At 33.9% G+C, this 15,059-nt stretch carries 6 protein-coding genes, 3 pseudogenes and 1 CRISPR repeat array (1 of these 10 running past the window's edge); of the genes and pseudogenes, 2 read left to right on the top strand and 7 right to left on the bottom strand.

Features of this window, described 5'->3' with window-relative positions:
* A CRISPR array of direct repeats spans positions 1–1,422; the repeat unit is 36 nt; unit sequence GTTGTACAGTTACTTAAATCTTGAGAGTACAAAAAC; it reaches 853 nt to the left of the window's first position.
* A 51-nt stretch (positions 1,423–1,473) separates the two neighbouring features.
* The 6 genes and pseudogenes from csn2-St to SRT_RS03615 all read right to left on the bottom strand — a co-directional run bounded on the left by csn2-St (position 1,474) and on the right by SRT_RS03615 (position 9,516).
* Positions 1,474–2,522, bottom strand: a pseudogene (gene csn2-St, locus SRT_RS03640) (CRISPR-associated protein Csn2-St).
* Positions 2,519–2,842 carry a CRISPR-associated endonuclease Cas2 gene (gene cas2, locus SRT_RS03635; protein WP_128833073.1) on the bottom strand — a complete coding sequence of 108 codons (324 nt, stop codon included), beginning with the start codon at positions 2,840–2,842 and terminating at the stop codon, positions 2,519–2,521. Before cas2 ends, csn2-St begins: the two are co-directional and overlap by 4 nt.
* A 2-nt stretch (positions 2,843–2,844) precedes the next feature.
* Positions 2,845–3,753 carry a type II CRISPR-associated endonuclease Cas1 gene (gene cas1, locus SRT_RS03630; RefSeq protein WP_128833072.1) on the bottom strand — a complete coding sequence of 303 codons (909 nt, stop codon included), beginning with the start codon at positions 3,751–3,753 and terminating at the stop codon, positions 2,845–2,847.
* A gap of 168 nt (positions 3,754–3,921) precedes the next feature.
* Positions 3,922–7,334 (bottom strand): annotated as a pseudogene (cas9, locus tag SRT_RS03625) (type II CRISPR RNA-guided endonuclease Cas9).
* A gap of 330 nt (positions 7,335–7,664) precedes the next feature.
* Positions 7,665–8,530: pseudogene (locus SRT_RS03620) on the bottom strand (NADPH-dependent FMN reductase).
* 107 nt (positions 8,531–8,637) lie between these two features.
* Complete coding sequence (locus SRT_RS03615) at positions 8,638–9,516, bottom strand: helix-turn-helix transcriptional regulator (RefSeq protein ID WP_128833071.1); 879 nt, start codon at positions 9,514–9,516, stop codon at positions 8,638–8,640.
* Positions 9,517–9,639: 123 nt separating this feature from the next.
* Here SRT_RS03615 and SRT_RS03610 point away from each other — a divergent pair, with 123 nt between their 5' ends.
* Positions 9,640–11,130, top strand: a complete 1,491-nt coding sequence (locus SRT_RS03610; protein WP_128833070.1) for an FAD-dependent oxidoreductase — start codon at positions 9,640–9,642, stop codon at positions 11,128–11,130.
* A gap of 9 nt (positions 11,131–11,139) precedes the next feature.
* Positions 11,140–12,324: an MFS transporter gene (locus tag SRT_RS03605; protein ID WP_128833069.1), complete on the top strand. Its 1,185-nt coding sequence runs from the start codon at positions 11,140–11,142 to the stop codon at positions 12,322–12,324.
* Between the two features lie 166 nt (positions 12,325–12,490).
* Here the strand turns inward: SRT_RS03605 and SRT_RS03600 are convergent, their stop codons facing one another.
* Positions 12,491–15,019 (bottom strand): ABC transporter ATP-binding protein/permease, encoded by a 2,529-nt coding sequence (locus SRT_RS03600; RefSeq protein ID WP_128833068.1) that lies wholly within the window; start codon positions 15,017–15,019, stop codon positions 12,491–12,493.
* Positions 15,020–15,059 lie beyond the last annotated feature (40 nt).

Below are 15,059 nucleotides of genomic sequence, written 5' to 3'. Positions count from 1 at the left end.
CCATTGTTGTACAGTTACTTAAATCTTGAGAGTACAAAAACAAAATGGTCGGACATTACGCCTCTTGCAAAGTTGTACAGTTACTTAAATCTTGAGAGTACAAAAACATCCTCTGTGATATCTCTGAAATCAATTAAGTTGTACAGTTACTTAAATCTTGAGAGTACAAAAACAAAGCTAGTTTTAAAAAGAACCTTTTGAGGTTGTACAGTTACTTAAATCTTGAGAGTACAAAAACAAAGCCCTAAGGAATTAGAAAGAGTACAGAGTTGTACAGTTACTTAAATCTTGAGAGTACAAAAACAGGTGGAATAACTTTACCCATTAGCTTCACGTTGTACAGTTACTTAAATCTTGAGAGTACAAAAACTATTTGCTGACAATCCAGCGTTAAGCTTGCGTTGTACAGTTACTTAAATCTTGAGAGTACAAAAACTTTGAAGAATATACCTTATTATAGAAAAAAGTTGTACAGTTACTTAAATCTTGAGAGTACAAAAACAGCGGAGAAGCGTTTGCTTATCGTTGGAGAGTTGTACAGTTACTTAAATCTTGAGAGTACAAAAACTCTTTTTTGAATTTAATTTTTTAAAAAAGTTGTACAGTTACTTAAATCTTGAGAGTACAAAAACTTAAGCATGGTTGTGTATCGGTGAAAGCCAGTTGTACAGTTACTTAAATCTTGAGAGTACAAAAACAATACGTTTCGACTAGCAGACTATCGATACGTTGTACAGTTACTTAAATCTTGAGAGTACAAAAACAAATAAGGAGGTTTCATATGACTTCTTTAAGTTGTACAGTTACTTAAATCTTGAGAGTACAAAAACGACATTAGTTGCAAAATGTCCGTCTGACTCGTTGTACAGTTACTTAAATCTTGAGAGTACAAAAACAGATTGCCATAATGTTAAAACTGCTTGGGAGTTGTACAGTTACTTAAATCTTGAGAGTACAAAAACTCGTATGCCAACTAATACGGCGGTTTTTTTGTTGTACAGTTACTTAAATCTTGAGAGTACAAAAACAATTCATCAGAAGTATCAGGAAATGCTAATGTTGTACAGTTACTTAAATCTTGAGAGTACAAAACAAATGCCTCTATCAAGCCAAGCGCTCTACTGTTGTACAGTTACTTAAATCTTGAGAGTACAAAAACTGAGACACAATTGACGTTAGATAATATTCAGTTGTACAGTTACTTAAATCTTGAGAGTACAAAAACTAACCATTTCTGATGTTATGGTGCCCACTGGTTGTACAGTTACTTAAATCTTGAGAGTACAAAAACTGACCACCTTTACGGGAACCTTGATGATCAGTTGTACAGTTACTTAAATCTTGAGAGTACAAAAACTACAGTTTCAAATGATCCATCTGAATTAAGTTGTACAGTTACTTAAATCTTGAGAGTACAAAAACCTCAAATCGTCATTTTTAGTTTTTGTACTTCAAGATGATTATACCATAAAATCAGTCGTTATCTCTTAAAAATTTAATTTCGAGAGGACTTGAATCTAGAATAGGATAATTTATTTTTTTATTATATTGATAAAGATTATTTAAAATTTTAATGGTAACTAAATCTTTATTTGAGAGACTCACATATTCTATTTCCTTACTAAACAAATAGCTACTAATTTTTTGGATTGAAGATAAAAAATTGGCTTTCGTTGGAACTTGATTTGTAGGGTATTGCTCAATAAATCTATTAAATAAAAAATCAAACTGATAATAATGTGCTACATAATCTGAAATAATATTTATGTACTCAATATTATTTTGTCTAGCATATAAATAGCCTTCATTTGATGGAAAAATTATTACTTGAAAATAAGGAAACTTCGTACATAACTTTTCTAACTTTCGGCATGCTAAAATAAATGATGGATAAGTTAAGTAATCATCCATATTCTTTAATACCAAGAGAATCTTTCTGGTTGTGGTTGTCAACGTTTCTTCCAACATTTCTAAGAAAAACAATATTTTCCCTTCATTATCAACAAATTCAAAAGAAATATTTTGATGTTGAAATTCAAAAAATGGAATAAAATTCTTTAAAAGTAATTGTTCTGCATTAAAGTCTATACTTTCAGTATGATAATTAATATCTTGTATAGAAAGAGCCAACTTATCATTTATTTTTGAAGAAATACTACTTAGTCGATCATTCATATCATCAATATCAGCCATAATATTAATATCATTCAGTTTTTGTCTCATAAAATCAAAACTAACCGTTCCTTTTTATAAGTCATCTGCTCTAATAGTTCTTGAATATCAGAAATAGAAATAATTTTGAACGTATCTCTTTTTATTGGCTGATTTCCATCTGAAATTTCAGGTTCTGCTTGATTAAATAATGTTAGGTCTTCTTCTCGATACTTTTTGCCATCAAAATACCAAATCAATAACTGCCAAATATAATATTTTAATTGTTGATTTTGACCAACAACTTGCGTAAACGCTCCAAAATTGATTTCTAAATTATCTTTATAAGGATGTGAAAAATGCAGTTTCATATGATCACCAATTTATTATCACTTATGACTTCTTCTTGTCTTGTTTTACCACCAACAATAAGTACCATTTCCGAAAATTGCTTCTCAGTAACTGCTAATAATCTAACATTACCTGCAGGTAAAGAAGCTAATTCTAATCGTTTATAAAATTTTTTTGCAAAACTTCGATTAGGACAAGTACGATAGTAAACAGAAAATTGTAACATTTCAAATCCATTTGCAATCAATTCTTTTCTAAAATTACGATAAGTTCTTTTCTCCTGAACTGTTTCCATTGGCAAGTCGAAAAAACACAATAATCTCATAGCTTCATACCTCATTTTTACTCCATTTCTAAACTTGAAATCACAGGACAGTAAAATTTACTAGAATCTTCTTTATCAATACACTTAATAAATCCTTTTACATATTTGTCCATTGCACCTGTTACCGTACACATTTCTTTGCCGTATTTAATTTTTGCATTTAGTAAATTGGTTATATTTAAACGATGCTCATATTTTAAATAGTCTTTATCTCGAAGGTTTGTATAAACCCAGACATCAATAATTTGCCTAAAAGGTTCCATTAAATCATCTACAAGATTAAATTGGTTATATTCATTTTTATGAAAAATACCAATTAAAGGATTTAAACCGTACCCTGCAACAATTCTAGCTAGTTGAGCTCTAATAATGGCATAACCATAATTTAAGCCTGCGTTAATAATATCTGACTCTTGTTGAGTAATACGAACAAATTGTTTTCCGAATAATTCATTGAAATATACTTTAGCAGCGTGTCCTTCACGATTAGTTTTATCCCCCAATTCAATATTCTCTTTATATTCAGACAATAATTGGATAGCAGATAAATCTTTTTCCAACATGGCGAGTACATCTTGTTGATTATTAATTTTAAAATAGGTAACTATTTGCCACAAAATATCTTTTTGATTTTGTGTCCAAAGTAATTGCTGCTGTAATTTTTTATAAGCTCTAAAATGCCCATTTTGAGCGTGGTAAATTCCTGTTGGTAAATGTTCATTATCACAAACAATTAAAGAAATATTATATTTACTCAAAGCACTTAAGAGTCTCAAGGTTACAACTGTATCTCCACCTTCAGCTACTATCATAGAAATATCACTTAACGGTATCGTAAATTCTTCCCCTAGTTTCTTAATAACCAAATTATCCAGTTTTAATCGCATTTTTTCACTTTGCTTGACATGTACAATTCTCCAAGTCATCACAATCCTTCTTTCTCGCACAACGAAAAGCACCCCGCATAAAACGGGGTGCTTGAATTCGGCATAAAGCCTTATCTTTGTAGGCTCAGCAAGATTTAAGTAACTGTGCAAGGCGTCCCTTGCATTAACTATTATATAGCGTTTACAAAAATATTGCAACCCCTTTTACTACTTATTTTTGATTTTATTCTCAAAATTAAGTTTAGGTTTGTCACTTTCTTTTTTATGTAATATTTATGACCAAGAATGTCAGTTTTGACTTTGTAAATGGAAATGTTGAATTTATTTAAGCTCTTTAGACACTGGCCACCTTTCGCAACATTTCCAAAAATAGTAAGTAATGGCTGTCCGCCATCAAATTTAGCTTTATCGTATGGTTTCAACTCAGCATAATGTTTTTGATTAGGCATTGTTCTTGATAAAAATCTAAACAGTTGCTGAAACTCAATTTCCTTATTTTTATCAAAATTTAGTTTTCTTCCGGCTTCTATATCTTTCACCAAAATCAAATCATTTTTATAAAGAGTAAACTTAAATTCTGACGTAGAGGAAATACCTTCTCTTTCTTTGATTTCGTCATATTTTTCTTGAGATATTGAGTAATTACCTGTACCCTTTTCAAAACTCAAATCGGCATATTTAAGTCCCATCAATTCATATTTTGTGGTCTCAGGATTGAAGTATAAATCAGCTCGCCAAGGATTGATGGATTGTAGCACTACTGAGTGCTTGCTATTATCTGGTGTAATATCTATATGGTTCCCAAGCTTGTTATCATAATACTTCAAAGACTTAATTTCAGTTCCTTTATTTTTCCGACTGTATTTACGAACGAAACCGTTTTTGACTTTATACCTTTCAAAGGGATTCCCAATTTCTTTACCTTTGTCATCAAGTTCTTTATAGTCTCTTAAAATCACTTCAATAACCTTTTCCCAAGTTTCAGGGTCCTTTTGATACATCAAAAACACAGCTTTATCTTTATCGTACTTTTTACGGAAGGTATCATAGCCAGCTTGACTGTAGATATCCTTAATCTTACCTAACACATAGGTTTCTTCTTTTTTATCTTTACCCAGCTGCGCTTGTCTTGTTGCATAAATCGTAGCGTCAGAAATTTTCCTGTTAACCTTTGAATCTACCTGATAAGAAAAAGTATCTCATCTTCAAATGCTTTGCTTGAAATGGTATTTACGAAACCTTGATAAGGTGCTTGATAAACCAACTCTTTATAAGCATCATCAGATAAAACTTCACCCGTATCTAAATCAATCTTTTGACCATGTTTGTAGTCTGCAAACATTGGATTATTTTGCTTCTTCCATAGTCTCAATTGACTAGAGGCTGCAATTATGAGAGCATCTACTGCATGATGATGATAGGTTTCACGAGACTTGCCAATTCGCCATTGCCTGCGAAGCTGTGAAGTAAACTGTCCACGAATCACAGAAATTTTGGTTTCTTTGTTCATAACTTTCAAAGCATCTTGGAGTGTATTTAACACTACTCGTGAGGCATAACGTGTGTCAACTAAATTCCGTTCAATAAATTTTGTTTCACTTCAACTTTATTGATATCTTGCTCAATTAACAAATAGTCACGTTTTTCTTACTAATTCCCTTTTGTTTAGAAATGTAGTCACGCAATTCACGAAAAGACCATGCTGAAGCCATTTGTGGCAAAGCTTGAAAAGGAGTTCTTTGTCCTTTTTCTTGATTAGCCCAGCTATAAACTAACACCTTATTTGCTAAACTATCATCAAATGATAATGACAAAGGCAAAACATGATCAATTTCAAACATATTTTGGTTATGAATTAAATCATGAATATCAATATGTTTTCCTGAATAGAGACACCGCTCTCCCTGTTGATACCAAAGACGAATTTTGGTTGCTAATTCTTTATGACCATGAAAAACATCGTGAGGAAGTTCATCCTTGCCATTATATAGCAATGCTGCCTGTTTCATGGCATCGTCTTTTTCTTTAGCATTACTCTTTTGTAAGTCTGCAATAAATTTTCGTTCATCTTCTTCATTGCTTTCGCGTGGCATTTCAATAACAATTTGATCAAATTCACCGTACTTTTTAATAGCGGCATTAATTATTTTGACTGTCTGTCTAATGGACTTAGAAACAACAGGATTATAAATTTCATCTGTTATCTCTTCTTCATTGATATACTTTGTTCTACTAGTAATTTTATTATTGACTTTGACTTTTTTAAGTCGAGTTAAAATCGTCTTCTGTTCTTCCGAAGTCTCATATAACTCAGGAATCAATTCTTTCATCAATTTAATAGAAAAACTGTGCCATCCTTTTCCAAATATTTGACTATTTTTCTTTCGAACTGCAATAATTTCAGTTATTTGTTCATCTGAAAAAATATTTGGAAGTTCTTTTTGAATAGCCTCTTCTATCCCCTCACGCTCAGTATTCAGTGTTAAAATATGCGCCAAAGTATCAAGAGTTGTAATTGATAAATTTTCTACAGCAATAGTTGTTAAATTACTTTTTAGTTTACGAAAGGGTTCAAAAGTATGTAAATCTGGTTTATCTTTATTATCCAAGCGATATCCTTTAATTTCTTCAACCTGGCAACCTACTAATTTCGCAATTTCTTTTAATAACTTTGCAGCTCCTAATGTACTTGCAGTCTTTGCAAAATCTACCAATTGATATTTTTCTTCTGTACTGAGTTTTTTAGTTTCAGTTGGTACAGTTAAATTATTCAAATCATTCAAAAAATTATATTCTTGTGCAGTATAAGATGCCTTAGCAGCACGGTATTCTTCTGGATAAAAACTACATTTCCCAATTAAAATTCCAAAAAGATTATCTAAAGTTTCACCATCTGTTCTGTAAATTCCATAATCTGTACGAGATTTTTCATTTCCAGGTCCAACATAATATTTTCTTTTCCCCTGCAAAATCTTGATATAATCTTCCACAAACGATTCTGTAATAAACTTATTATAGTAAGATTGTGTTTTTAAAATCCTTTGTGCCTCTTTGACATAATCAGATGTAGAAAATACATTAATTAAACGGTGATAGTCACCATTTTCATCTTGAATAGTGAAGTTTCCTCTTAACTGACCATAATTTTCAAGGCGCTTTAATTGAATTTCACCAGGAGTTTGCTTTTTTAATAGTTTTCGATTTTCATCAATTGACTTGGCATAATCAGTGCCTCCAACAGAATCATCTTCGGCATCATCTAAATAAGAAATACCTCGTCTTTTAGCAATATTTTTAAGAGCGGCAAAGAGTTCTTCATTTGATAATTGTTCATTCAATCCTTTAACTCGTAATTGATAAGGATTTAAATTAAGATTCGAAAAATCTGTATCAATATTATACTTGTCAAATAAATCTTCAACTCGTTTTAGACGATGTTTTTTACGTCTTGTTAAGCGTCGCCCTCCACGCGCGCTACGTCTTTCCACATTATTATCAGCATTAGCTGCTGGAAAAATTCGTGAACTAGCATGTTCAACGTTTCCTGTTTTAGCATTAATAATTCCAACACCAACCGAGGCAATACCAATATCTAAGCCTAAAATTTTCCCATTAGTCATGAATAACTCCTTATCTTTTTTGTAAGCGTTTCTATTATACCACTATCTACGAAATATTTTAACAATATAAACGAAAAACATAGAAATATTTCTGTATTTTTTCATTTCAGAAAGCAAATTAATGTGTTCATCCTTATTTCTACTATAAAATTGACTAACAGTTGCTTCTCAGTCTTGATTCCATATTGAAAATGCCTAAATATTCAGTGATATTTGAGCATTAATAAAAAAATTAACCCAAATGTAAGTTTACATTAACCATGATTTAGGCAATAAGTAAGAAAGAGCCAAACTTTCGAGGTTTGGCTCTTTCTTATTAATTTAGTGTTTCTACTTCAATAGAGCATCCAGCGGATCGGTTGTTTCAATACCTAAGTCTTCTCCAAAGGTTTTATCTAGGGCCTGGTCAAAAGGGATTTGCTGTTCTTTGACTTCTTTGTATTGGGCATCCAAAACCTTATCAAATGGGTCTTCGAGAGTATCCTTCAAAGCCGGCCCATAGGCTTTATCTAGTGCTCTCTCAAAGGGAATATTGGTCTTTTCTTTTGTAGTGATAATTGTTTTTCTAGTATAGCAGATGCAGCAGAGTCCTCTTGGACTGATTCTGATGCTCCTGAAATTGCATCACTAAGTGGAATGGAATCTCCCTTTAAATCCTGAACAACAGTGACATAGCGAATAAAATGTTGTAAACATTGCGCAAGATAAATAATGGTATCATTATCCTTTATTTGATTATTTTCATCAAAGGCTTCTGGGGCATTTCCTAGAAAAAATTCATTTCCAGGCATGACCCAAGCTTCAAGACCGGGAGCATTTAGGATTTGCCTTAAGTGCTCTTGTGCATGAGAAGTTCCCTGATTATAATAAGAAGCTCCGACAATCATGACAGGTTTATTTTTAAAGGGATGAAGCTGGTAGGACAACCATTCAAGCATGGATTTTAAACTGGCTGTAATGGTTTGATTATGCTCTGCTGTCGCAATAATGATGCCATCTGCACTTAAGATATCTTCATTAAGCTTTTGAATGAGGGGATAATCTGCAGCAGAACTATCCTGATTGAAAAGAGGGAGCTCTTTTATTTCCAAAATCTCCAATGCAAAAGCTTGACCGAACCGCTCTTTAATAAATTGCAACAATAAACGATTATAGGAAAAGGAGGCATTGGAACCAACAATAGCAACTAATTTCATCGATAGTTCCTTTCTTTTTCTGAATACTCTATTTCTATTATACAGAAAAATGCATCTTGCGATTTAAAAAAGTCATATCTTATATAATGACTTTTTTTAACTTTTATTTAAGTATCTTTCCATTGTTTATCTTGTCGATAATCATTTGGTGTCAGTCCCGTCTGACTTTTAAAATTACGATGAAAATTTGAAACAGCTTTGTAGCCTAATTCTTGGCTAATTTCTTCTACACTTTTAGTTGTCAGTCGCAATTGTTCTTTAGCAATTTCTAAACGAATTGCTGTTTTTAAGTGATTAAAAGAAATACCAAAAAGTTCGTGGCAGAGTCTTGAAAAATAATTCGTTTGATAAGAAAAATGAGCTGCTGCTTCTTTTAAACTAACGTGATGAATATTATCTGAAACATATTTCATAATAGCGCCTGATTGGCTATCCTTAGAAGCATACCTAACATTTACTGAAGGAAAGCGAGAAGCAAATTTAGATACTTTAGCATCGTGTTGACGCAGAAGCTCCGTAAACAACAAACCTGCTAGTTTTTGTCTTTGAAAATCAATATAGACTTGTTCATCCTGATTGTCTCTTAGATTTTCTAATTTTTCAAGGGCATCAAGATAGGCATGGCAAATTAAATCGGATAGATTTGTAAAAAGAATATAAGCATCTTCACTTGTATGATCATTCATTAAATCATGAATGAGAGGATTGTCGCCTACAGTGTATCGATTGAGCGGTGACGGTAGGTCAAAATCAAGACTATATAAGCGCAGTAAAATGGGATTTCTATCTAGAGAGTCTATCTGCAAGTGATTAAAAGACTGAGCGAGGATAATATCATAAGGTTGTAAAGGGACCTGTTTTTGGTCTGAAACAATAACCGCCTGCGAAAGAATTTCCAAAATATAAAGATGTTTGCAAGATTTATGAGATTGTTGAAAGGGTTCATTTAGAGTTTGCGATAAGGTATTTGAAATAAAACGGACCATACTAAGCAACCTCCCATCTAAAAGTCATAAAAAGTCATTTTTTAAGATATTTGTAAGGCTTTTCAAATGTGATATTTTTCACTTATAATTATAACATAAATTAAAAATGCGAGGAACTGTCATATGGAAAATGAATACAAAGTTGATGTCGTCGTTGCTGGAGCTGGCGGTGCTGGTCTAGCTGCTGCTCATGCTGCTGCTCAAAATGGACTTAAAGTCTTGGTTCTCGAAAAATTAAAACAAATTGGTGGGAATACTAGAATTTCCTCAGGCTTCTTTGCCATTAACACTAAAGAGCAAAAGACTGCAGGTTTAAAACTTTCTACGCAAGAAGCCATCAGACAACTGCAAGAGCATAATCATTTTCTCAGTAATGGTGCTTTGTTAGAAAACATTATTGAACATGCTAAAGAAACTTTAGAGGAAATTGAAAAATTGGGAATGGAAATTAAGCTCAATCCAACTGAGAATTCCACTCAATTTGCACATCTCGGTAATGATTACCAAGGTGGTTCTTATCATATGTATATGAATAAAGACTCTAGTTATCAGCAAATTCAAAGCTCGTTGGAAGCAATGGGAGTCACCTTTATCTTTGGTGTCAGAATGACGGAACTCCTTCAAGATTCTAATGGACGTGTTCATGGTTTGAAAGCTCTCAATGATGCAGGAGAAAGTATGACAGTGCATGCTAAAGCCAGCATTATTACTACGGGTGGCTTTGGCGGTGATAAAAGACGTGTAGCCAAGGTCATGCGAACCTTAAATCTTCGCACTTTAGGTGTTCCTAATATGGGAGAAGGCTTGTCAGCTATGGAAGCTGCTGGCGGGGTTAATATTGACGGCTCGGCTCTTATTCATGCAGCGCAAATGGCTCAATCTACTGTTACCCAAGAAACCAAAGGCAAGCAATTAGCAGGCTTTAATGATTCACCTCTAACACAGCTTTTGCTCTCACCCTTGCTTTGGGTAGATCCAAATGGTTCTCGTTTCACCAATGAAGATGTCGTTTATGATACGGTTCAATGGTCCAATGCTGCCTATGGTGTAGGTAGTCAGTATTACTATGTCATGGACACAGCAACACTTGAAAGTTATACGAAGCAACCACTGCTTACGATTTCTAAATCTGGACCGGGTGCTTCCCATGCTAAGGGAGATTTTGTAAACTTAGCTGAGCAAGCAGTCCAACAAGGTATTGCTTTTAAAGGAGACAGTCTTGAAGAGTTAGCTCAAAATTCTGGAATGGATTCTGTCGCTTTTAAGGCAACCGTAACAGAATATAATAAGGCCATTGCAAGCCAAAACGATGAAATATTCAGTAAATCTGCAGCATCACTTAAATACGATATTAAAAAGGGACCGTTTTATGCTTTTATCGCTCAAGTGGTTTACTTAGGAACAGTTGGCGGTGTCCGTGTTGATAAAGATCTCCGCGTTCTTGATGCTTATATGAAAGCAATTCCCGGACTTTATACTGGCGGAGCTAATGCTGGTGGTTATTATGCCCCTCGTAATTATCCTGCCTATGAAGGTTTAGCTTCAGGCTTCTCATGGACATCTGGACGTTTAGCTGGTCTAGCTGCCGCTAATGATATTAAAAAATACAGTTAGGAGACTCTCATGAATCAAAACAATCTTAGTCCAAGCTCTTGGCTTTTTAAAATTTCAATCTTGTCTCTATCCATTCTAGCCATGACAGCTCCTTCGATTTCTATTGCCAATAATTTGTTGCAAAAGACTTTTACTCAACAATCAACAGCAGAAATTGAGATGATTTCAACTCTTCCAAATTTCGGAGTGCTTTTGCTCATTCTCTTCGCAGATACGATTGCTAATAAATTTGGCATTAAACGCACTATTATGGCTGGTTTGTTGATGTACCTTTTAGGTGGTGTTTTACCTGCTTTTATTCCTAATTATTATGCTATTGTCTTCTTACGTTTCCTTATGGGCTGTGGAATTGGTTTATTTAATCCTTTTTCAGTTAGTTTAATGTACCGCTTTTATAAAGACCAAGAATTATCCGATATGTTAGGATTTCAAAATACTGGTCAAAATCTTGGAAATGCTGGTTTTGGTTTCTTATTAGGAGCCTTGGTATTGGCTGGTTGGAAAGTTGCCTTTATGGGATATTTCATTGCTCTTATTCCGCTTATTCTCTTTGGCACTTTTGTTGTTATTCCTAATGATCAACCAATCATTAAAAAAGAAAGACCAAAATTGGCGAATTCTATCAATGGACATATTCTTCTCTTGGCCTTGCTTTTTCTCATTATTTTTGGCATATTTATGATGATGACCATTAAGATGGCACTTTTTGGAGCTGAAACCGGTCTTATCTCTGCTTCAGCAGCTTCTTCTATCCTTGCAGTATTAGGGCTGTCATCTATGTTTTCGGCTATTGTTTTTGGAAAATTAAGTAAGCGTGTTGGTAACTTTATTCTGCCTATCTCCTTGACAGGTATAGCTGTGGGCTTCTTCATTGTTGCCAGTGCCAGTAATGCAGCTATGGTTGTTGTAGGCGTTATTATTGCTGGGATTTTCTTTGGTTGGGTTTTCCCACAGGCTTTTCTGCGGGCAGCACAAGTTGGTCCCAAAGAAGGCGGAACATTAACAACTTCGGTTATCCTAATGGGAATCAATCTAGGCGCTTTTCTTTCTCCTTCAGTTGTTAATTTTGTTGCTCATCTTTTAGGAAATAAAACAGCTGCATCCGTTTTAGCAATGTGTGGCTGGGGCTTTGTTCTTTTGGCTGTATTAGAATACCTTTATACGTTCTTCAACCAAAGAAAGCAAGTTTCGTAAGCTTAAAATTAAAAGTCAAAGTATAGAAAATGCTTGCTATTAAAATTTTTATCATCACTTTTAAAACAAACTTTAGCTATTTTAATGGAATCTTTTAAAAAGACTTACTAGATAATGATGCATAAAAAAGCGAAACAATTATTATCTTTTGTTTCGCTTTTTGTTTTTATTCTGTCCGTAAGGCTTCGACGGGGTCTTTTTTAGCCGCTACGCGTGATGGCAGAATGCCTGCAAAGACGGTGAGTAAGATGGAAATAGCAATAAGAACAATTGCTGACCAAATGGGTAGGGAAGAGATATGATTGATATTCAGCCAATTTTTCACAATAAGTGTAATCGAAAGATTTAATAAAAGGGTAATCAAGATGCCGAGTACTCCAGCGATAGCACCTTCAATAACAGTTTCTGCTGTAAAAATACGGGTAACATCCCTCTTAGAAGCCCCCATAGCACGCAAAATACCAATTTCCTTGGTGCGTTCCAAAACAGAGATATAGGTAATAATACCAATCATAATAGATGATACAACTAGGGAAATGGCAACAAAACCAATTAAAATATAAGTGATGGCATTAATCATCGTTGTTACCGATGACATCATCAAACCAACTGTATCTGTATAACGAATTACTCTAGACTTATGCTTATCCTTTTTGACTTTTTTATTATAATCGCTGATTAAATCCTTCAGAGCTTCCTTATCTTTGAAAGAAGAAGCATAAAAATGGATGGTTTCTGGATTATTGTTATCAATGATACCAATCTTTTCTAAGTTTTCTTCATAGGTTGTATTCGCATTTTCATTGTAACGATTGACATAATCCGCTAATTCTTCAGCTGACATTGAAGCCATACTAGCTTGCTGCTGAGCATTCAAATTGTCTGAGGAGAAAGTCTTGTTGCCGCTTGAAAAGGGTTGACCAGTAAAGACATTCAATTTCTTATTAGCCAACTGCTCTTTGGCAATAGCGCTGGTCTTGATTTTTTTAGCAAGATAATCAGTCAGGTCATGGCTGTAACCAACACCAGCACTGGAGCTTCCACTTGTTGTTCCTTCTTGTGGTTTGACAATACCAACAATCTTAATATTTTCAGCAGCATTGATGACTTGCTTCATGTAAGCATCATTATCAGAACGATCGATCCAAGCATTACCTTCTTTTTGATAAAGATCAGAATTGATAACGAGCTTATAAGTTCTGCCAATCAAATCTTTATAATGATAGCTGCTGTCTTTGTCTTTTTTAATCGTTTTGCTATTTAATTGCTTGGCGTCTTTGATTCCCAAACTGTAAAGGACATAGTCATCAATTTTGTTGTTTTCATCAGCCATAAGCACGACTTCATTATATTGTTTTGGCAAATGCCCTGAAATAACTTGATATTGTGAAGACAGCATTTTTTCATTAGAAGATAATTCTTGCCAAATATCAAGGTTAGAAACGACTGTTTGAATACTTGAGCTGGTATCTTTCAGATCTTTGCTTAAAGTATTAGGATTGACAGCTTTGACTCCCTTTGAAGTCTCAGACTGATAAATTCGAGGTGTTATTTTATAGGCATATTGAATATCTTTGGTAACAGCAGCAAATTTCTTTTGATGTTTTTTGACATAGGTTTTAAATGAAGCCAAATCATTATCAACGACCTGCGTTGAAATCATATTCTTTAGGATACTATTGGTTCCAATCTTTTTATTTGTCTTTTTCTTATCAGATTTCTTGTTTTCATTACTATTAGCTGCAAGTAGACCGATAAAATTTTTATTGGAAGACTTCTCAATAGATAAAGGATAAGCAACCAGCGTGTCTTCTTGCGTTTTAGCAATGTATTTTTGCACGCCATTTGACAGTGACAGGATCAAAGCAATCCCAATGATCCCAATAGAACCTGCAAAGGCAGTTAGCAAGGTTCGTCCTTTCTTGGTCAGTAAATTATTAAAGGAAAGCGAAAGAGCTGTTGTAAAAGACATTTTTGTCTTTTTAAAATCAACAGCTGCTTTTCTGATCTCATCGTCAGTATATGGATTGCTGTCATTAATAATATGACCATCAAGAACCTTGATAATGCGATTAGCATATTTTTCTGCTAAATCGGGATTATGAGTTACCATAATGACTAAACGCTCTTGAGCAATTTCCTTTAGCAAATCCATAATCTGCAAGGATGTTTCCGAGTCTAAAGCCCCTGTTGGTTCATCAGCTAGTAAGATATCAGGATTATTAACCAAGGCACGCGCAATCGCAACCCGCTGCATCTGACCGCCTGACATTTGATTGGGCTTTTTATTAATCTCATCTTCCAAACCAACACGCTTCAAAGCATCTAGAGCACGTTTTCGACGCTCGGCTTTTGAAACACCTGATAAGGTCAAGGCTAATTCCACATTAGCCAGCGCTGTTTGATGCGAAATAAGATTATATGACTGAAAAACGAAACCAATGGTATTGTTACGATAGCTGTCCCAGTCTTTATCTTTAAAATCCTTGGTCGATTTACCGTTGATTAATAAATCACCACTGGTGTATTGATCCAGACCGCCAACAATATTAAGCAAGGTCGTTTTCCCTGAACCAGATTGACCTAAAACCGCAACAAATTCATTGCTACGAAAATTCACATTAACATCATCTAAGGCTGTTCGCTTAATACCAGCTGTTTCATAAACCTTAGTAATGTGTTTTAACTCTAACATCCCATAACTCCTAGTAAAAATTTATTAATTATCATTTTAA

The sequence above is a fragment of the Streptococcus troglodytae genome, assembly GCF_002355215.1.
Classification (GTDB): Bacteria; Bacillota; Bacilli; order Lactobacillales; family Streptococcaceae; genus Streptococcus; species Streptococcus troglodytae.
The sequence above is the reverse complement of the archived record's forward strand: the minus strand, read 5'-3'. Positions and strand labels throughout refer to the sequence as shown.